Annotated in this window: 15 protein-coding genes and 2 pseudogenes; 5 read left to right on the plus strand and 12 right to left on the minus strand. The window is 47.9% G+C overall.

The features are described from left to right. The first annotated feature begins 73 nt into the window (after positions 1-73). Positions 74-1018, plus strand: coding sequence for an Rpn family recombination-promoting nuclease/putative transposase (locus tag A1SC_RS03470; RefSeq protein WP_016262833.1), 945 nt, complete (start codon positions 74-76; stop codon positions 1016-1018). A 242-nt stretch (positions 1019-1260) separates the two neighbouring features. Here the strand turns inward: A1SC_RS03470 and A1SC_RS25955 are convergent. From A1SC_RS25955 to A1SC_RS03450, 6 genes and pseudogenes are all read right to left on the minus strand, one after another. Beyond that, positions 1261-1659: pseudogene (locus A1SC_RS25955) on the minus strand (aminotransferase class I/II-fold pyridoxal phosphate-dependent enzyme); the annotation flags it as partial. 77 nt (positions 1660-1736) lie between these two features. Next, positions 1737-1790: pseudogene (locus tag A1SC_RS26265) on the minus strand (hypothetical protein); the annotation flags it as partial. Positions 1791-1883: 93 nt separating this feature from the next. Next, positions 1884-5147 carry a type I restriction endonuclease subunit R gene (locus A1SC_RS03460; protein ID WP_016262834.1) on the minus strand — a complete coding sequence of 1088 codons (3264 nt, stop codon included), beginning with the start codon at positions 5145-5147 and terminating at the stop codon, positions 1884-1886. Between the two features lie 94 nt (positions 5148-5241). Further along, positions 5242-6624: a restriction endonuclease subunit S gene (locus tag A1SC_RS0122440; RefSeq protein WP_016262835.1), complete on the minus strand. Its 1383-nt coding sequence runs from the start codon at positions 6622-6624 to the stop codon at positions 5242-5244. Beyond that, complete coding sequence (locus A1SC_RS03455; RefSeq protein ID WP_016262836.1) at positions 6614-8233, minus strand: type I restriction-modification system subunit M; 1620 nt, start codon at positions 8231-8233, stop codon at positions 6614-6616. Before A1SC_RS03455 ends, A1SC_RS0122440 begins: the two co-directional genes overlap by 11 nt. A gap of 63 nt (positions 8234-8296) precedes the next feature. Next, complete coding sequence (locus tag A1SC_RS03450; RefSeq protein ID WP_016249549.1) at positions 8297-9463, minus strand: restriction endonuclease; 1167 nt, start codon at positions 9461-9463, stop codon at positions 8297-8299. 196 nt (positions 9464-9659) lie between these two features. Here A1SC_RS03450 and A1SC_RS03445 point away from each other — a divergent pair, with 196 nt between their 5' ends. After that, on the plus strand, positions 9660-9947 hold the full coding sequence (locus A1SC_RS03445; protein ID WP_016249550.1) for a BrnT family toxin: 288 nt from the start codon (positions 9660-9662) through the stop codon (positions 9945-9947). After that, positions 9934-10236: a BrnA antitoxin family protein gene (locus A1SC_RS03440; RefSeq protein ID WP_000063150.1), complete on the plus strand. Its 303-nt coding sequence runs from the start codon at positions 9934-9936 to the stop codon at positions 10234-10236. Before A1SC_RS03445 ends, A1SC_RS03440 begins: the two co-directional genes overlap by 14 nt. Before the next feature lie 33 nt (positions 10237-10269). Here the strand turns inward: A1SC_RS03440 and yjiA are convergent, their stop codons facing one another. The 3 genes from yjiA to btsT form a co-directional block, all read right to left on the minus strand. Further along, complete coding sequence (gene yjiA / locus A1SC_RS03435) at positions 10270-11226, minus strand: GTPase (protein ID WP_001297640.1); 957 nt, start codon at positions 11224-11226, stop codon at positions 10270-10272. A gap of 10 nt (positions 11227-11236) precedes the next feature. After that, the gene (locus A1SC_RS03430) at positions 11237-11440 is read right to left on the minus strand and encodes a YbdD/YjiX family protein (protein ID WP_000467859.1); all 204 of its coding nucleotides are present in this window, start codon (positions 11438-11440) and stop codon (positions 11237-11239) included. Between the two features lie 131 nt (positions 11441-11571). Continuing rightward, the gene (gene btsT / locus A1SC_RS03425; RefSeq protein ID WP_016262837.1) at positions 11572-13722 is read right to left on the minus strand and encodes a pyruvate/proton symporter BtsT; all 2151 of its coding nucleotides are present in this window, start codon (positions 13720-13722) and stop codon (positions 11572-11574) included. Positions 13723-14281: 559 nt separating this feature from the next. On the opposite strand from btsT, the gene tsr reads away from it, so the two are divergent. Continuing rightward, entirely contained in the window at positions 14282-15943 is a 1662-nt protein-coding gene (gene tsr / locus A1SC_RS03420; RefSeq protein ID WP_016262838.1) for a methyl-accepting chemotaxis protein, read from the plus strand. A 42-nt stretch (positions 15944-15985) separates the two neighbouring features. On the opposite strand, the gene A1SC_RS03415 is transcribed toward tsr, so the two are convergent. From A1SC_RS03415 to A1SC_RS03405, 3 genes are all read right to left on the minus strand, one after another. After that, entirely contained in the window at positions 15986-17257 is a 1272-nt protein-coding gene (locus A1SC_RS03415) for a TRAP transporter large permease (RefSeq protein WP_000118645.1), read from the minus strand. Further along, the gene (locus A1SC_RS03410; RefSeq protein ID WP_001210260.1) at positions 17254-17727 is read right to left on the minus strand and encodes a TRAP transporter small permease; all 474 of its coding nucleotides are present in this window, start codon (positions 17725-17727) and stop codon (positions 17254-17256) included. Before A1SC_RS03410 ends, A1SC_RS03415 begins: the two co-directional genes overlap by 4 nt. Positions 17728-17789: 62 nt before the next feature. Continuing rightward, positions 17790-18761 (minus strand): C4-dicarboxylate TRAP transporter substrate-binding protein, encoded by a 972-nt coding sequence (locus tag A1SC_RS03405; RefSeq protein ID WP_001468480.1) that lies wholly within the window; start codon positions 18759-18761, stop codon positions 17790-17792. 730 nt (positions 18762-19491) lie between these two features. On the opposite strand from A1SC_RS03405, the gene A1SC_RS03400 reads away from it, so the two are divergent. Beyond that, entirely contained in the window at positions 19492-21144 is a 1653-nt protein-coding gene (locus A1SC_RS03400) for a Na+/H+ antiporter (protein WP_001468481.1), read from the plus strand. Positions 21145-21251: the final 107 nt, after the last annotated feature.

Genomic DNA, 21251 nt, shown 5'->3' on the forward strand with positions numbered 1-21251 from the left:
GGAAATTACCAGGTGAGAGTCGGTTTATTAATCGCTAAAGTCAGGCCATCTCTTTTATAGGTGATGGCTCGCCATGACAAACTTCACGACCAGCACGCCGCATGACGCATTATTTAAATCCTTTCTCTCCCACCCTGACACCGCGCGGGATTTTATGGAGATCCACTTACCCAAAGATTTACGTGAACTGTGCGATCTCGACACCTTAAAACTGGAATCAGCCCGCTTTGTCGATGAAAAATTGCGGGCGCTACACTCCGATATTCTGTGGTCGGTAAAGACCCGCGAAGGTGATGGCTATATCTATGTGGTGATTGAACATCAGAGCCGCGAGGATATTCATATGGCCTTTCGTCTGATGCGATATTCCATGGCGGTGATGCAGCGCCATATAGAGCATGATAAACGCCAACCGCTACCGCTGGTCATCCCTATGCTGTTTTATCACGGTAGCCGTAGTCCTTATCCCTGGTCTTTGTGCTGGCTGGATGAATTTGCCGACCCGGCTACCGCACGGAAACTTTATACCGCCGCGTTCCCGCTGGTGGATGTCACCGTGGTGCCGGACGACGAGATTGTACAGCATCGCAGAGTCGCCCTGTTGGAGTTGATCCAAAAGCATATTCGCCAGCGCGATCTGATGGGGCTTATCGATCAACTGGTAATATTACTGGTTACAGAGTGTGCTAATGACAGCCAGATAACTGCGCTGTTAAATTACATTTTACTGACTGGTGATGAAGCGCGTTTTAAGAAGTTTATCAGCGAACTTACCCGTCGAATGCCACAACAAAGGGAGCGAATAATGACGATTGCAGAGCGAATTCATCATGATGGATGGCTGTTGGGGAGGGAGAAAGGGAAAGAAGAAGGGGAACAGCGCCTCCTCCGATTGTTGTTGCAGAATGGGGCAGATCCTGAATGGATACAAAAAATCACCGGACTTTCGGCAGATCAAATGCAGGCATTAGAGCAGCCCTTGCCTGAAAGCAAGCGCGATCCATGGATCGAGTACTAATCAGAGACTGATGGCATACGAAAAACTGCCTGATGCGCTACGCTTATCAGACCTACATTTTATCTGCAATCTATTGAATTTACGATATTTGTAGGCTGAATAAGGCGTTCACGCCGCATCCGGCATGAACAAAGTGCACTTTGCCTAAATCAGGCTGGAACGTGGCGATGACCCGGCAGAGATAAAACGAGTTACACGCTATTCGTGAGAGGAAATTCCAGCGCTTCGCTACTATTTCGTATTTATTCCATTGCCCGATACACGGCCTCGCCAATGTGCTTTAGCGCTTCGCGATAAGTTTCGCTGAGCGGTAAAGCGCAGTTGATGCGCAGACAATTACGGTATTTGCCGGAAACTGAGAAAATCGAGCCTGCCGCTACCTGGATTTTCATGCGGCACAGTTGCCGCGCGACGCAGACCATATCGACCTGTTCAGGCAGTTCTATCCACAGTAAAAATCCGCCTTTCGGGCGTGTAATACAGATTTCGCAGGGAAAATATTCCCATATCCAGCAGGTATAAAGCGCCATATTGCGCTGATAGTTCTGCCGCATCCGCCGGATATGGCGATGATAGTGACCTTCCAGCACAAACGTTGCTGCCGCCATTTGCGTGGACGGTACATTAAAGCTGCTGGTGGCTGGGTTTTATGTTGCGCAACAAAATAGCCCGAACGTGGTTGCGGAGTGATGAGCTTCATCGTCACCAGCGTCTGATACGCCTGCTGCACGCTACTGATGCTGACGCCGTGCCCCTGACTTAAGCTGCGCACCGACGGCAATTTCTCCCCGTGACGATACAGCCCTTGCTCAATCTAACGTTAATTCAGAATGGCCGGATAACAAAGTGTATCCGGCCTTCATAATTAATTTAAAGCACTCATATGATGTTCTTTAAAATTCTCTGCCTGTGCCAGCACACCCATATAAACATCATCATTCGCTACTGGCGGGAATTTATGCTTGTGTAGAAGCAGAATAAGTTCAACTTTTAGTTTCGCTTTAATATCATCGCGTTTACTCCAGTCAGGATATTTCGATGTGTTGTCAACCACGCTTTTCATCTCTTTTGCCAGCGACAGCATTTTTTCATCGTCATAGGTGAACTGATATTTATCGCGCATATGGGCAAGAATGTCGTAAAACGCTTTTTCTTCAATATCAATACCTAAATTGGCCCAGGTGCCCATTTCGGTTTTAATATCATAGATAATATCGGTCATTTCCTGGCTGAATGTATCAAATTCTTCACCGTTGAGTACATCATCTTCTCGTCGCTCATTATAACGATCTATAATCGCCTGGAAGCGGCGGGTGAAGTTAATCCCTTGCAACTGGTTCACTTTTTTGAAGTCGCTGATCGCTTTCTCCAGTAATTTTTGCAATAACTGGATCTTCGTTGCCGGAAGTTTGATCTTGTTAATTCGTGCCAGATAATCTTCGTCAAAAATATCGATAGATTCCGCTTTTTTGTCGCCAAGAAAATAAATTTCTTCTACGCCATCAGCTTTTAACGCTTCTGCAATCATTTCACGAACGCGTGCATTCATCTGGGTGACATCCGGTGCGTCACCTTTCGTCAGCTTGAAAACAATTGAACGAACAGCAAGATAATAGTGAATATAGTCACGTTCTGTCTGTGATAGTGCTTCGCTGCCACAGCAGACGTCGTAGGCGGCTTTCATGCGTTTAACCAGTCCCATAAAACGACGTTCAACTTTCTGGGTGCGCAGAACAAATTCCGCTGCGCGGTTGAGGCAGGATAATTGCGCTTGTGGTTCACCACTAAAATAATCCCGGCTGTCAAATTCGTAAAAGACTTGCCCCAACAAATCGAGATGGTTTTTAACTTCTATAACCGATTGCTGAATATCTTCAAAGTTGGTGGCATCAATGCGGGAATACATTGCCAGTGCCTGGTTCATCTGACTCTTAATTCCGATGTAGTCCACCACTAACCCTTTACTTTTGCCTTCCAGTTTACGGTTAACGCGAGAAATGGTCTGGATAAGGTTATGTTTTTGTAAGGGTTTATCAATATAGATAGTATCCAGTTCCGGGACGTCGAAACCGGTCAGCCACATATCAACAACAATGGCAATTTTGAAATTCGATTTAGCGTTTTTGAACTGCTTATCCAGCTCTTTACGATATTCTTTTGTGCCCAGTAAATCATAAAGCGCCTCGTCGTCATCTTTACCGCGCGTCATGACCATTTTCACCATTTCAGAAGGCGGTAACTCTTTCTGCTCCTGTTTCGTCAGGACGACGCCATCGGGTGCTTGCTTCACCTCAAACCAGGCGGGGCGAATAGCTTTAAGCTGGCGGTAGAAATCCCAGGCAATTTCACGGCTGGCACAAACAAACATGGCTTTGCCTTTTACGGTGGAACCTTCGGCTACGCGTTTTTCATAATGTTTAGCAAAATCTTCCGCGAGGGCTTTTAACCGATCTTCATCACCCAGAACCGCATTCATGGTTGCGGTGGCTTTTTTGCTTTCGTCGATTTGCCACTCATTGGTGCCTGCGTTTGCGCACTCTTCGTAATACTTTTCGACTTCTTCCAGTTTGCTGGAGTCCAGGATCACTTTAGCCGCACGGCCTTCGTATACGATGCGCACAGTGATTTCATCCTGAACGGATTCGGTCATGGTGTAACTGTCGATCACCTCACCGAAGACATCGAGCGTCGCGTCAATCGGTGTGCCGGTAAAGCCAACATAGGTGGCGTTTGGCAGTGAATCGTGCAGATATTTCGCAAAGCCATAAGTTTTGCGCACTTTTCCGCTTTCTTTATCGACGATGACTTTCTGGTCGAGGTTAACCTGGCTACGATGTGCTTCGTCCGAGATGCAAATGATATTGCTGCGTTCAGAAAGGAGTTCGGTGTCTTCGGTGAATTTATGGATCGTTGTCAGGAAGACACCGCCACTATTGCGTCCCGCTAGCTGATTACGCAGATCTTCACGGCTGGTAACGGGAACGATGGTGTCGTCGCCAATGTAATTTTTGGCGTTGCACATTTGCGCAGAAAGCTGATCGTCCAGATCGGTGCGGTCGGTGATCAAAACAATGGTCGGGCTGGCAAACTCCACGCTCTTCATCAAAAGACGCGTTAAAAATTGCATGGTGTAACTTTTGCCACAGCCCGTTGCGCCAAAGTAGGTGCCGCCTTTACCGCTACCGAAAGGTTTACGCGCTTGCTTGATGCTGTAATAGAGTTTGCGGGCGGCATAGTACTGCGGATAACGGCAGCAAATTTTAACTTCATGCTTGGCTTTATCCGGGAAGCAGATAAAGTTTTTAATCACATCCAACAGACGTACCGGGTGAAACAGCCCCTGAATCATTGAGTGCAATGACGGAATTCCGTCCTGTTCACGGTTTTCATTACCGGTGACTTTGCGCCATGAGTAAAAGTATTCATAGGGCGCAAACAGATTGCCCATCCGGTTATTTACGCCATCGCTAATAATGCAGAGCGCGTTGTAGATAAACAGTTGCGGAATATCCCGGCGATAGCGTTTGCAGAGTTGCTTCCAGGCATCGCCAATACTGGCATCCTGCTCGCGCACCGCGCTTTTAAATTCAAAGACGACCAGTGGCAGACCATTGATATAGAGAATGCCGTCAGGAATACGAGTCTGATTATCTTTACCGGAGATTTTAAGCTGGTTAACAATCTTAATCCGGTTAAGCGGCGGATTAATATAGGAAGGCGGGAGTTCCGCCGCCTGTTGCAACGGGACATCTTCGGCGTCAAATATCTGGCGCAGTGCGGCAGGTAGATGCCGGGTGTCGAGCAATTCAATATAGAGATCTTTTTGTTGCCGATCGTCGCGTTTGAACAGAAAACCATTTGCCAGCCAGCGACAAAATGTTTTGTTGCTTTCATAAAGATCGGAAGCAGGAAGCGTGGTGAACTGTTTGATCAGTCGCTGAATCTCTTCTTCAGTAATGCCATCAGGCTGGTAGCGTGCCGCTAAATAATGACGGAGATCGTCTTCGATAATGACCTGATCGAGACTCGAACGTGGGACATTATCGCCGATCAGGTGTTGATATCCCTGATCCTGTAACAGTTCAATGATCGCTTGTTCTAATTTTGCTTCACTGAAAGAGAGACTCATATCGCGCTCCAACCCTGGCCAATTTCTGGTAAGCATTCCTGTATCAGTAGAAAACCTTACCAGAAAGCCCCTGATTTTACAGGGGCAAAATGCGTTATGCGGCTTCTGTATCGGTGGTGAGATCCGGAAGATCTTCCAAGGATAGCTCGCCGGAGATAAGTTTCGGGAGCAGGGTGTCGCGGAGGTTGGTTAGTGAGTCTATCTCTTTTGTATTTTGAACAACCTTATCAAAGTGGTTGCGAGTTATACGTGAAAACTCGGTAATTATATCCGAAGAAGGAATAAGTAATTTAATTGTTTTAAAAGCTGATTTACTTATTTCTGCAAAAGTCGTTCCTCCGGCCATTCCTTTGATATCATCCATAATATTGTCAAGCCAGTAGATGGTATACTCTGGTGATAAATGTTTAGCAGAAGGAATTGCAATATATCCTTGATTTATAGCCATTGGAACTTTATTGATCGCTAAATATCCAATAGGAGCTCGTGATGACATCAATACTGTATCTATAGGTAAAAGCCCTGATGATATTTTGGCTAGTCCTAATGGCGTAATCTTTTTAGTCGTATCAAGCAAAACTTTGCTTTCATTTCCCGTCAAATCTTTTGGTGAAGTCCAGTGAATAGTTCCATTATTCCAGAAATCTTCATTGGCTGTACTTGGTGTTGAACCACCTTTAACAATAAACTCTTCACCTGCCATGGATATATTCCAACCCTTTGGCACCCAACCCAACTCCGTTTCTTCAAATTCACTTGGGAAAAGCGAGCGGATTTTCGCCGGAAGCGGTTTAAAATCTGTACTATTACGTACTTTTTGACGCAACTTGGCACGAGATTGCAGAGCCTCCGGGATTGGATTTCCTGCATCCAGAGCGTTATCAACCACCGGATCAAAATCCACAAACCAGGATTTGAACAGGGTTTGGGACATTTGTTCTAAGGTTATATTATTTTTCTGACAAATTTCAATTTTATTTGTGATTGATAAAAGTACTTTTTTTATCTGTGACTGATAAATTTTGTTCGGACAGAAAAAAGGATAATGACTAATAGCATCAAATGTGATTTGAGGAAAAGTACCTGAACGAGATTCTGCGATATGTTGGAAGTCAGCTAATGTTTGTGGATTTGTTAACTGAAGGTAAAAAAACTCCAAATCCATTATTTCTTGATTGATTTCTAAAACCATAAACTTTGTTGAAACAACAAAATTATTACAGTCGTCAAAATCAACTAACGCAAATCTATTATTATTGGGGCGAATTTCAGAAAATAAAATATCTCCTTTCTTAATGGCTTTTTTAGCCTGCCCCGGTAATCCTTTAGAACTAATCAAATTCTTATGTAGAAACTTGCCAGATAAAACATCACTGGTATTTATGAATACTACCTTTTCCTTATTATTAAAAATAAAACGCCGTGAAGCATTACATGCAAATTCTGATAGTTTTAATTTAGGCAACTTACTCCCCATAACCCAGCGCCTCCAGATTCTGGCGAATCGCACGATCCAGTTCTTCCGCCTGCTTCATCTGCTCAAACAACGTCTTCGACAATTCGCGCATTTTTGTCTCGAACGCTACGCCGTCTTCTTCCTGCTCGGCTGCACCCACATAGCGGCCCGGTGTCAGAACGTAGTCGTTATCTTTAATATCTTGCAGGGTCGCAACTTTGCAGAAGCCAGCCAGGTCTTCATATTTTTCCAGCTTGCTGTCACCACGCGCAATCCGTGCAGCCAGTTCTTCCGGCGTACTGCGCCAGGCATGGTAGGTATCGGCGATGGTGGCAATATCTTCCGTCGTTAACTCTTTAGTTGTGCGGCTAATCATAGTGCCGAGGTTACGCGCATCAATAAACAGCGTCTCGCCCTGACGATCACGATAACCTTTGGCCGGATCGGCAGCCTTCGATTTGGTCATAAACCATAAACACACCGGGATCTGCGTGGTGTAAAACAACTGACCTGGCAGAGCGATCATGCAGTCGATCAGATCATTTTCGATCATCTGTGCACGGATCTCGCCTTCACCGCTGGTGTTAGAACTCATCGAACCGTTTGCCAGCACAAAACCTGCTGTACCGTTAGCCGACAGCTTGGAGAGCATATGCAAAATCCAGCCGTAGTTGGCGTTACCGGTTGGCGGCATACGATAACCGGCAAAACGTGGATCTTCGGTTAATTCGGCTTCATTACGCCAGTCTTTCAGGTTGAACGGCGGGTTCGCCAGAATGTAGTCGGCTTTCAGATCCGGGTGCTGGTCGTTAAAGAAAGTGTTTGCCGGGCGTTCGCCAAGGTTTGCTGAAAGACCGCGAATAGCGAGGTTCATTTTTGCCAGTTTATACGTCGTGGCTGTCAGTTCCTGACCATACAGCGCGATATCACGGCTTTTACCCTGGTGGCTCTCGACAAATTTCACCGACTGCACGAACATCCCCGCCGAGCCGCAGCACGGGTCATAAATTTTGCCCTGGAAGGGTTCGAGCATTTCAGTTAACAGCGTAACCACACATTTGGGCGTGTAGAACTCACCACCGCCTTTGCCTTCGGTTGCGGCAAACTTACCGAGAAAGTATTCGTAAACGCGTCCGACCAGGTCTTCTTTCGATAACGTTTCAACGTCAGTTTCGTGTGCCAGCGTTTCGATGTTGTCGATGGTATCAATCAGTGACGCCAGCTTTTTGGTTTCCAGATTCTGACGGCTGAAGTAGTTGTCTGGCAGCGCGCCTTTCAGGGTTGGGTTACGTTTCTCAATGGTCGAGAGGGCGGTATCAATACGAACCGCAATATCGTCCTGTTTGGCATTTTGTTTGATAAACGACCAGCGCGCCTCTTCCGGCAGGTAGAAAATGTTGTCCTGCTGGTAGAACACTTCCATCTCAAGGAAGTCTGCTTGCCCATCGGCAATCATTTTTTTGCGGCGTGCTTCAAACTTATCGCTGATGAATTTCAGGAACACGAGGCTTAACACCACGTGCTTGTATTCGGAGGATTCAACGCTACCGCGAAGCTGGTTTGCGGTATCCCATAATGTTTCTTCAAAGCCTTTTTTTGCTTTGGCTTTTTTAGTTGGTGCTTTGGCCATGATGAACTCTGTTCAGATAAATTGGGTCGCTATTGTAATGGTAGAGGCGGCAGATTTCGCCCTTTAATCCATCTCCAGCTCATCAAACAACTGCAAATCTACATCCAGCAATTCCACTGCATTGCTGCGGCGAATGCCGACGTTATTTTCGATTAACAGTTCCAGTAAGCGATCGCCATCGATAAGCGTAATGGGCGCTGCCCCCGGAAAGAGCGCCGCTTCTGCACATTTTGCCGCAAATTTCCCGGTGGTGATGAGCGTACCGCGAATGGCTTTGTGGTAAGGCAACGCCCCGCGCAACTGGTCGATATACGGGCGAGTGATAGTGTTCTGCATTCTTTTGACCTGCACCACTTCGGTAATGGTGGTGATGCCGACCTGCACCTGACCAATCACGTCCACACCTTTATCGCCTGAGGCTTTGGTCACTTCGACCTGTTCGTAGCCCATTGCCTCCAGTAATTGGCCGACCAGTTGCTCAAACTTGTACGGGTTCATCGTGCTGATTTGTTCGCGCAACAGCTCTTTTTGCTGCTCGTTGTAGCGTTTCACTGCTTCCAGCAGCTCTTTACGGGGATCACTTTTTCGTGCTGGCAACGCTTTTCCAAGCCAGGCGCGCCCGGTGTCGGTAATGCGATAGCTCATGCCTTCACGGTTAACCATGTCACGGTCGATAAGGTTATAGAGACGGGAGTAGAGCGTGCTTTTTACCGAACTGGCGGAAGCGAATTTCGAATGCTGATGCAAAAAGGCCTGCCATTCCGGCAATAAATCGGCGCGGCGCGACATTTCGCGGCCAGCCAGCAGCTCAAGCAGTTGCAGAATGCCTTCCTGATCGTCCAGTGAACGCAGCGTTTTTTCGTCATCTTGCAGGAATTTTTCCCCGCGCGAGGTGGGCTGCCAGGTATCATCTGGCGTGCTTTCCATCAGCTCAAACTGAGGATAGTTGAGGAATAAGTAGCAGCCGTAGCTGTGGCGCGGGTTCAGAATATGATTATCAGTATCCCAAATACGACGGGCGATGTCGGCATCTTCACCCGTTAAGCGTTCGCTGATCCACAGGTCGGGTTCTGACCAGTCAACGGGTTTTTGCGGCGTACCGGTTTGCTCGTGAATGGCGGTAATCATATTGCGCACCGCTTTCAGAGAATAGCCTGATACGGCTTTCATCATAGCCTTAACTTGCGCATAGGTAGGAAAAAGCGGAGTAATAACTTTGTAGTTTTTCACGGTAATCCCTTAACGACAGCGAGGTGCTTAGTGTGCCACGTCAGGCGAGAAATTCTATTGGATGAATCAAGTCCAACTCACACATTGTCAATTTCATGGTTGATTATCCAGAACGTGATGCTATTTCCAACATCAACGCTATAATTACAGAACAATTGTAGATACATTTTTGTATATACAATTAGGGATGGCAATTATGCCAATGGAGTTTGAATGGGATGCAAACAAGGCCAAAAGTAATCGGGTGAAACATGGCATCCGCTTTGAAGATGCGGTGTTAGTGTTTGATGATCCACAACATTTGTCACAGCAAGATCGCGTAGGAAACGGTGAGTATCGCTGGCAGACTATCGGCCTGGTACACGGCATCGTAGTTATTCTGGTTGCGCATATCATCCGTTTCGAAAGCGGAAATGAAATTATTCGAATCATTAGTGCACGAAAAGCAGATCGTAAAGAGAGGAGTCGCTATGAGCATGGTTAAACATAAACGAGGGACACCCTCTACACTCGATGTGCAGCATGAGGCCGAACTGAAGGCTCTGGCGAATAAATCCGACGAGGATATTGATTACAGTGATATCCCTCCTTCCAGCGATGAGCAATGGTCAAACGCCGAACGGGGTAAGTTTTATCGGCCATTGAAAACCCAGGCTTCGGTGCGTATTGATGCTGATGTGATGGAATGGCTGAAGCGGCCAGGTAAAGGCTATCAAACCCGCCTGAATGCAATTTTACGTGAAGCGATGCTGCGCGATCAGAACAAAAAATAATTCAGGCCGCCAAGTGGCGGCCATCATCCCAACTTACTTCCTCAACCCCGCAAACGCTGCCCTTATCTCTTCCTCCGGCAACTGGATCCCAATAAACACCATCGTGCTATGCGGTTTTTCATCGCCCCACGGGCGATCCCAGTCGGCGCTGTAGAGGCGCTGGACGCCCTGGAACAGCAGGCGGTTAGGTTCGCCGTCAATCCACAGCATCCCTTTGTAACGCAGCAGTTTATCCGCCGACTCCAGCAGCAGGTTTTCCATCACCCGGGAAACTTCGCTGATATCTACCGGGTAATCCAGTTCCACCACAATCGACGAAATATCGTTTTGTTTATCCGCGATAAAGTGGAAACGCGGTTTGGTGCTGACAACGTTCTCTTCCAGCATAAAACCGTTGGTGTTGAACAGCAGACCCAGGTCGATGTCGCCGTGGGTGACGGTGTAGACCGGCGCGCGGGCGTTGATGCGCGCCAGACGTTCACGCAGTTTTTCTGCTTCGCCTGCGACGTCGGTTTTGGTCAGCAGAATACGGTCGGCGTAGCCAACCTGTGACTGGGCGATAGTGAACTGGTTCATCTGCTCATCGGCATGTACCGCATCCACCAGCGCAATCACGCCGTCCAGCAGGTAACGCTGGCATAAAATCTCATGGGAGAAAAAGGTCTGAATAATCGGGCCGGGATCGGCCATGCCGGTGCATTCAATGACCAGACGATCGAACTGAATATTGCCCTTGTCGAGATTATCCAGTAGGTCGAGCAGCGCATCTTCCAGTTCGTTGGAGCGGGAACAGCAGATGCAGCCGTTGGTCAGCGTTTTGATCTGCGTGGCGCGGTCGCCAATCAGTTGATCATCGACGGAGACTTCGCCAAATTCGTTTTCAATTACGGCAATCTTATAGCCGTGCTGTTCGTTAAGAATATGGCGTAGCAGGGTGGTTTTGCCCGCGCCTAAAAAACCGGTGAGTAGGGTGACTGCAATCGGGTTCATGCTCTCTCCATTAACAACAGCGCATACCGCCTTTACCATCGCCGCCGTAGCGCGCGTTCTGGCGTTCGCGGAAGAATTCTTCATAGCTCATGTACGGCTTGTCGGGATGGTTGGTCTTCATATGCTCGACGTAGTTGTCGTAGTCTGGAATGCCAATCAACATCTTCGCCGCCTGGCCGAGATATTTTTTTGCCTGTCCTAAGTTACCAAACATTTTGCCTTCCAGATATGCGTAAAGCCCGGAAGAGCCGGGCCGGGGATTTGCCGGATGCGGCGTAAAACGCCTTATCCGGCCTACGATAGACACTTTGTAGGCCGGATACGCGCAGCGCATCCGGCAACCGGTTAGTGATGCGAAGAGATCTTCACGCCGCCTTCCGGGATTGGAACGTACGGCGTTTCTTTGTCAGTACGTTTGTCACTGTTACGCACCTTCAGCCAGGTTTTGAAACCGTAGAAGATGATGCTGTACACCACAATCAGGAACAGAATACTCAGGCCTGCGTTGGTGTAGTTGTTCACAACGATGTGGTTCATGTTGGCAATCTGCTGTGCCGTCAGGTCAGTACCGTTAGCAATCTTCTCTTTGTACTGGTTTGCCATGTAGAAGAAGCCTTCCATCTGCGGGTTGTTGCTGAACAGCTTCAGACCCAGCGCCCAGGTAGTGCAGATAAGCAGCCATACTGCCGGGATAACGGTAACCCAGATGTATTTAGTGCGCTTCATCTTAATCAGCACCACAGTGCTCAGTACCAGCGCCACGGCTGCCAGCATCTGGTTAGAGATACCGAATAGCGGCCACAGGCTCTTAACGCCGCCCAGCGGATCGACCACACCCTGATACAGCAGGTAGCCCCACAGACCCACACAGCCCGCAGTACCGATGATACCGGCAACCAGAGAGTCGGTTTTTTTCAGGAACGGGATGAAGTTGCCCAGCAGGTCTTGCAGCATAAAGCGGCCAGAACGCGTACCGGCATCCAGCGCGGTCAGGATGAACAGTGCTTCGAACAGAATACCGAAGTGATACCAGAAGCCCATGTCAGCCATCGGCAGCACTTTGTGGAACACGTGAGCGATACCTACCGCCAGCGTCGGCGCGCCACCCGCACGGTTCAGGACAGAAGGTTCACCAATGTCTTTCGCAGTTTGCAGGATCTGTTCCGGCGAAATCACGAAGCCCCAGGAACTGACAGTTGCCGCCGCGTGTGCGGTAACGTCTTTCAGTTGTGCCATGATGACAGGCGCGTTCTCGCCACCCATTTCATGCAGGTTAGGCATGGTGATGCCGAGACCCGCTGGCGGGGTGTTCATCGCGAAGTAAAGACCCGGTTCGATGATGGACGCAGCAACCAGCGCCATAATCGCCACGAAGGACTCCATCAGCATTGCTCCGTAGCCAATGAAACGCGCGTCGGTTTCGTTAGCCAGCAGTTTCGGCGTCGTACCGGAAGAGATCAGCGCGTGGAAGCCAGATACCGCACCACAGGCGATGGTGATGAACAGGAACGGGAACAGAGCGCCTTTCCACAGCGGGCCAGTACCATCAATGTACTGAGTCATCGCAGGCATTTTCAGTTCCGGGTTCAGCACCACGATACCCAGCGCCAGGCCGACGATAACGCCGATTTTCAGGAAGGTTGCCAGATAGTCGCGCGGTGCGAGGATCAACCACACCGGCAGCAGCGCGGAAACAAACGCATAGCCAATCAGCGCGAAGGTAATGGTGGTGTCTTTAAAGGTCAGTGCCGGACCCCAGTAAGGGTCGTGAGCAATCACGCCGCCGAAGTAGATAGAGGCAACCAGCAGCACAATACCAATGACAGAGACTTCACCTACACGCCCCGGACGAATAAAGCGCATGTAGATACCCATAAACAGCGCAATCGGTACGGTTGAGCAAACGGTGAAGACACCCCACGGACTTTCGGCCAGGGCTTTAACCACGATCAGCGCCAGTACCGCCAGGATGATGATCATGATTAAGAAACAGCCAAACAGCGCGATAGTCCCAGGTACTGACCCCATCTCTTCTTTGATCATCTCACCGAGAGATGCGCCGTTACGGCGAGAAGAGATAAACAGCACCATAAAGTCCTGAACCGCACCGGCCAGCACCACGCCTGCCAGCAGCCACAGCGTGCCCGGCAGGTAGCCCATTTGCGCGGCGAGAACCGGCCCCACCAGCGGACCAGCACCGGCGATAGCGGCGAAGTGGTGACCAAACAACACGTAACGGTTGGTCGGAACGTAGTTCAGACCGTCGTTGTTAATAACCGCAGGCGTCGCGCGCGTGGGGTCGAGTTTCATCACCTTCTGGGCGATGTACAGACTGTAGTAGCGATACGCCACCAGATACACCGACACAGAGGCGACCACGATCCACAGGGCACTGACGTGCTCCCCCCGACGTAATGCAACTACCGCGAGGCAGAATGCACCGATGATTCCGAGAATCACCCAGGGTATGTGCTTGAATATCTTTTTAGTATCCATAGTAAAACCTGGCATGTATTGATTAATAGTTGGCCGAAGCCGTTCTAGGTTTGCGTTGCGTTTGAGGAGGTAAATAGACCGCTATCCTGCAGTGATGTTGCCAGAGTTACGCGCGCGTAAAGTAAGGTAAATAACTGAGCGGTTATATTAGGGATGTAAGCGGTCAGTTTTGCAGTTGAGCGGTATTGGGCGAGGTTTACGAAGGTTATTTATGTGATGATGATCACACCCAGGGCGAATTTTATCTCCCGGTTGTGTTACTCATATAAAAATTATATTTATTCTATATATATTAAATAACAATATAAAACCACACTTCCCAACCGGTAATATTGTTTTGGCCAATAATATTAAACTATTGGCAAATATTCTCATGTTCAAAATAGATACAATTAGTGTGAAAAAATAAGAAAAGAAAATGTACCAATGCGTGGCTATTGTATTTTTGAACAAAAATAAAAAAAGTGAGGTAAATTTAGCCAGTTTAAAGCCGCTACCTATAAAGTTTTCTCATTCCAGGCCGAAAATCCTGCTATCGGTCAACAGGAAAAGAGAAACCATGCTAAAACGTATCAGGATCGTGACCAGTGTACTACTGGTTTTGGCCATTTTCGGCCTTTTACAACTAACATCAGGCGGTCTGTTCTTTAATACCTTAAAGAAGGACAAAGAATACTTCTCCGTTTTACAAACCATTCGCCAGCAGCAATCTACGCTGAATAGCAGTTGGGTTGAGTTGTTGCAGACGCGTAACACCCTCAACCGCGCGGGCATCCGCTACATGATGGATCAGAACAATATTGGCAGTGGTTCAACTGTTGCCGAGCTGATGCAGAGTGCCACTCTTTCACTGAAACAAGCGGAAAAAAACTGGGCAGATTACGAAGCACTACCGCGTAACTCGCGTCAGAGCACAGCGGCTGCTACTGAGATCAAACGCAATTACGATATCTATCACAATGCACTGGCGGAGCTGATCCAGTTGTTAAGTGCGGGCAAAATCAATGCGTTTTTTGACCAACCTACACAGGGATATCAGGACGGGTTCGAAAAGCAGTATATGGCGTATATGCAGCAAAACGATCGTCTCTATGACATCGTCGTCACCGATAATAATGCTTCCTATAACCAGGCAATGTGGGTGCTGGCGTGCGTGCTGATCGTCGTACTGGCGGTGATTTTCGCCGTCTGGTTTGGTATTAAAACGTCGCTGGTGGCACCGATGAATCGCCTGATCGACAGCATTCGCCATATTGCTGGCGGTGATCTGGTGAAATCGATTGAGGTGGACGGTTCCAATGAAGTGGGTCAACTGGCAGAGAGTTTGCGTCATATGCAAAGTGAGCTGGTACGTACCGTAGGCGATGTGCGTAACGGCGCGAATGCTATCTATAGCGGGGCCAGCGAAATCGCCACCGGCAACAATGACCTCTCTTCGCGCACCGAGCAACAGGCTGCTTCGCTGGAAGAGACGGCAGCCAGCATGGAGCAACTGACCGCGACAGTGAAACAAAATGCCGAGAACGCGCGGCAGGCCAGCCATCTGGCATTAAGTGCTTCTGAAACAGCACAACGCGGCGGAAATGTGGTGGATAGCGTGGTACAGACCATGCGTGATATTTCTACCAGTTCGCAGAAAATTGCCGACATTATCAGTGTTATCGACGGCATTGCTTTCCAGACTAATATTCTGGCCTTGAATGCGGCGGTCGAAGCGGCACGCGCGGGTGAACAAGGTCGCGGTTTTGCGGTAGTTGCGGGAGAAGTGCGTAATCTGGCTCAGCGTAGCGCTCAGGCGGCGCGTGAAATTAAGACTCTGATTGAAGACTCGGTTGGCAAAGTGGATGTTGGCTCTACGCTGGTCGAAAGTGCCGGGGAAACGATGGCGGAGATTGTCAGCGCCGTGACCCGCGTGACCGATATTATGGGTGAAATTGCCTCTGCTTCTGATGAGCAGAGTCGTGGTATCGATCAGGTTGGTTTAGCGGTTGTCGAGATGGATCGGGTAACGCAACAGAACGCTGCGCTGGTGGAAGAGTCTGCCGCCGCTGCCGCCGCGCTGGAAGAGCAGGCCAGCCGCCTGACTGAAGCTGTGGCTGTATTTCGTATTCAGCAAGAGCAACAGCGTCAGCGCGAAGCGTTGGCAGTAAACAGTGTGGCACCGGTTGCGCCGCGCAAAATTGCCGTTGCCGATAGCGGGGATAACTGGGAGACGTTTTAACACAATGACGCCGGATGAGTGCTTCATCCGGCGTTTTTATCGTTATACCAGGAACAGCGAAATTGCCGGGATATATGTGACCAGCAACAGCATCAGCAGCAGGGCTACCAGCAGTGGCAGAGATTGCTTAAAGAAATTACCTACAGAAACTTGCGTGATATTACACACCAGCAGCATCACGGTGCCCACCGGCGGCGTGAACGCGCCAATCGACAGGTTGAAGATCATGATGATACCGAAATGTACCGGATCGATACCAAAGTGTTCGACCACCGGTTTCAGTAGCGGCACCAGGATCAACAGAATGGCGTTTCCTTCCAGAAACATCCCCAACGTCAAAAGCAATACGTTGATAATCAAAAGGAACATATATTTGTTTTCAGTCAGCGAGGTGACGAAATTCGCCACCGCGACGCCAGCATGTTCCATTGAGAAAATCCAACCCAGGGCGGCGCTGGCCATAATCACCAGCATCACCGACGCCGTGGCGCGTGCGGTTTCACCGAGAGCTTTAACTACGTGGGAAACTTTCATTTCACGGTAGATGAAAAAGCCAATCGCCAGAACGATTAATACCGCTGCGGCACCTGCTTCCGTCGGGGTGAAGATATTCGCCCGAATGCCGCCGACTACGGCAAAAATCAGAAACAGCGCTGGCCACGCCTGACCGAGAGAGAACACCACTTCTTTGCCCGTTGGCCAGCTTTCACGCGAGGGTTTGGCGTTTGTTCTGCGGGCGACGAGGTAGACGGTAAACATCAGCACGACCGCACACAGCAAACCAGGCACCAGTCCGGCGATAAACATTTTGCCGATAGAGACATCCGCAACCAGACCGTAAATAATCAGGGCAATTCCCGGCGGTATGATTGGCGTGACTAACGAACCGCCAGCGGTAATGGCGGCGGCAAAGGCACGGTTGTAACCTTTGCGTTCCATTTCCGGCACCATCATGCGCGATAACATTGCTGCATCTGCAAGGTTAGAGGCACTGACACCGCCCATCATGGTGCTGACGAGAATATTCGCTACGCCCAGACCACCGCGCATTTTCCCCACCAGGACGTTGGCAATTTGTAAAATGCGTTCTGCAATGCCGGTGTAGCTCATTAGCGTACCCAGCAAAATAAAAAACGGAATAGCCAGTAGTGAAGGACTTTGCGTCGGGGCGATTAGCCTCTGGACGGCAATTTCGATCGGCACGCTGGAGAAGAATAAAAAGTAAGCGATGATGCCAATAAACATCGCCAGATAGACCCGAATGTTAAGAAATAAACAGACGATCATTAGCGGGATAATCAATAACCAACTCATTGTTTTTCGTCTCCGCTATGGGGTTGCTTTATATCGGTGATTAACCAGTAAAGGGTATAGAGAGCAGTTGCCAGCGCGCCGACGGGGACCGCCAGATCGATCCAGAACCAGGAAACTTTCAGTATTTGTGTCACTTTAAACTGCGCCATTTCCGCCAGCCGGTAGCCCAGCCAGGCCATATAAAGCAATACGCAGAGGGAGAGAAGGGCGACCAGAACAGCAATCACTCGTCTGATGGTGGCTGGCAGCATATCCATTACAAAAGGGATGGTCAGATGTGCCCGGTCGCGCTCTGCCACGATACCACCTAGCATCACCACCCAAATCATCAGCATCCCGGACATCTCTTCTGTCCACTGAATCGGTTGGCCGATGAAATAGCGCATAAATACTGCTCCAATTGTCATCACAACCAGAACAAACAGCGCAAAGGCAGCGCTAAACTCTGCCAGTTTGCCGAAAAAACGCATGAAACCTCCTGTAAGGGCTTGTCCTGCTTTTGTGAAAAAAGCAGGACGATTAGCATCGATACTTATTTCAGTTGTTGTTGAATGGTTTCATAGAGGCCAGGTGTCCACTCCGGGAACTGTGAGTAAACTTCGCGGGCTTTCTTACGGAATGGTTCGGTATCAGGATAGATAACCTCTACACCTTCAGCTTGCATGGCTTTCAGCATTTCAGCATCGCGCTCAAGAGTGAGCTTCTGGCTATAGAGCCCAGCTTCATAACCAGTCTGGTGAATCATTTCCAGTTGTTCCGGGGAGAGGGTGCTAAAGAAAGCTTCGCCACCAATCCAGACGGAGGTGTTGGTAAGGTAATTCACCATCGTCAGGTATTTCGCCTGCTCATAGAGTTTTTGTCCTTGCAGAACAGAAATCGGGTTTTCCACTCCGTCAATAACGCCCTGGGTTAACGCAGGATAAACTTCACCTAATGGCATTGGCGTTGGCGTTGCTCCCATCGCCTGAATAGCTTTTATCTGCATGACATTATTAGGCACACGGATTTTTAATCCCGCGAGGTCTTCAACTGTGCGGATAGGTTTTTTAGAAATGATCTGCCGGGTGCCATAAAGATAATTATTCATAACCACATGAATACCTTTTTTCTTCAGGCTTTCATTTTTCTGCTTGAACCAGTCACTTTCATATATTTTGAACAGTTTTTGCGGATCGTCGGTTAAATAGGGGCCAAACAGAATGCCCAAATCTGGTTCATAATCAGCGAGGAATGCGACATCACTCAGGGTAATAACATTCATCCCCATCATGGCTTGTTCAGTCACATCCTGTTTTGATCCCAATTGGGAACTGGGGTAAAGCGCCAGTGTTATTTCACCACCACTTTTTTTATTCAACAGATCCGCCCAGTGACGCATGACAACATCCAGTGGTTCGCCGGGGTTATTTTCATAGGCAACTTTTATCGAAATCGGTTTTGCCTGAATTATTGTCGGCAGAAAAAGGGTGCTGACAGTAATTAGCATTGCTATTATTTTACTCATCTTCCACGTACTCCATGTTATAGAATAAATAACTCCAACATTACTATCTGGAGAGAAACATCATGAAAAAGTTGTCGTCTGTGCGAAAATAATCAGCGAATAGACTGACTGCTGCAAATGTTTCGTGAATTCGTGCTCCTGGTATGACTTTGCTGCTTTTAATCGGTTTTTAATATGATTTTTATTGTATATCCTTAAGTTATGCAATGTCTGATGAGTAATGGTCTGTTTTCAGATAGATAAGCATTTTTTTAGTATGCGTGTAGTTAGCGTATTTGTTGCGATTTTATAAGGCGGCGACAGGCTATTTCACATAAGGAGTGATTGTTTTTATTTTATAATCTGCTGATAATTATTTAAATTGATAATATAAACAGAATAAATTTTCGGTTGACGGTGTATAGCGATATCCTTTAAATTTGTTAAATGCTGAATTGATTCATTTTTGTCAGTTATGTTATCGCCGGGTATTAAAAATGAGAGGTTATTCATATCTGGTTGAAATGTTTGAGTAAAAAAGTTTTTCTGTTGCGTATGCATGAGGAGGGTAGATCATAACCATTCACACTATGAATAAACAAAAGAAAAATAATAAGTTGCATTTCTTAATATACTCTCGTGAGTAAATGTTGCGATTAACGATTAATTGTAAGTAATAGATTGGATGTTATTCTTATGAAGTTAGGTTAGTTATATCCATTATTTATGCATGAGGATGCGGAGTAATTATATGGAAATACTTTTAACGATTTTAATTCTTACTCTGGTTGTTTCATTAACCAGTGTGCTGACACGTCTGTCTCCCATCCAGATTCCACTTCCTTTAATCCAGATTGCTGCCGGTGCATTACTGGCTCAGCCCATTTTTGGTTTACATGTGGAATTTAATCCTGAACTTTTCCTGTTATTGTTTATTCCACCGTTGTTGTTTGCTGAAAGTTCAAAAATACAACCTAAAGAGTTGATCAAACACAGTCGGGAAATCGTAGGTCTGGCGCTGATCCTGGTCTTAATCACTATTTTTGCCGTCGGCTACGTTATTCATTTACTGTTACCGAATGTTCCGCTTATTGCGGCGTTTGCATTGGCTGCGGTGTTGTCGCCAACGGATGCTGTCGCATTGTTGGGGATCGTCGGTAAAGGACGAATCAACAAAAGCATTCAGGAAGTGCTTGAAGGCGAAGCATTAATGAATGATGCCTCCGGTTTGGTGGCGTTGAAGTTTGCTGTCGCAGTGACTATGGGGACGATGGAATTTAGCGTGTATGGTGCGACTATCGCCTTTTTTGTCGTGGCAGTGGGCGGTATTGCCGTTGGGATCGCCGTTACCTGGTTATATGGTAAAGGACTGTTGTTGATCAGCCGTTACGCTCACGATGAGCCTTCAATCCAGATCGTGTTGATGTTGCTGCTGCCGTTTATTGTTTATCTGGTGGCGGAGCATTTTGGTTTATCCGGCATCCTCGCCGCTGTTGCCGCAGGGCTAACGACCAGCCGTATTGGCGTCGTGCATCATGCGCCTATACGACTGAGAATTAAGGCGAAAAGCTCCTGGTCAATGCTGGAATATGTCTTCAACGGCATGGTATTTTTGATTCTGGGCTTGCAGCTTCCGGCCATCATTTCGGAATCACTGACCCGCGCACAACACGATCCCTTAGTGCAAACCTGGTCGCTGGTGCTGGATATTGTGTGGATCTACCTTGCATTGATGGTTATGCGCTTTGGTTGGCTATGGTTGATGCGTCTGTACAGCCGCAGGCGGAAAAGTAATCATCCAATGCTGTTTGCCGGATACAAAACACGCCACTTGTTGTTAGCGACTTTTGCTGGCGTTCGTGGGGCTATAACTCTTGCGGGGGTGCTTTCTATACCGTTATTACTGCCCGATGGTGAACCGTTCCCTGGGCGCTATTTGCTGGTGTTTCTCGCTACCGGGGTGATCCTCTTTTCGTTGCTGTGCGGCATTATCATTCTGCCGCTGTTATTGGGGAAAAATGTTAGCCTGTTTAGCGATAACCGGCAGAAAGAAGAGATCGCCGCCGATTTGTTTATGTCTAAAATGGCTATCCTGAGCGTGCAAAAAACTCAGCAACGTTTGCTTGGTGCCAGCACGGAAAACCTCGATAATGAATTAATTATGGAAACCGGGGCCAGAATTATCGATTATATGCGGCGTAATGATGATGATATGTCGGCAAACGATAATTCGTTGCATATGCAACGGACAAAACTGGAAAGAACATTTAATCTGGCGGCGCTGAATGCCAAACGTGCAGCTATTTATCAAATGCGAGCAAGGCAAGAAGTGTGTGATGAAACACTGGCTAAAATTGTCAGTGAATTAGATGTACTGGAAGCATTAATTATGGACAGCCAATAATTTTATTGTTGTTTAATCAATAAATGATGGCTGAGTGTTGTTAACTCAGCATCGTTTATTATTGGCTTGATTTTTATGCCGTGATATAAACTCGGAATAGTAGTTTT

The sequence above is a fragment of the Escherichia sp. KTE52 genome, from assembly GCF_000408325.1.
Lineage (GTDB): Bacteria > Pseudomonadota > Gammaproteobacteria > Enterobacterales > Enterobacteriaceae > Escherichia > Escherichia marmotae.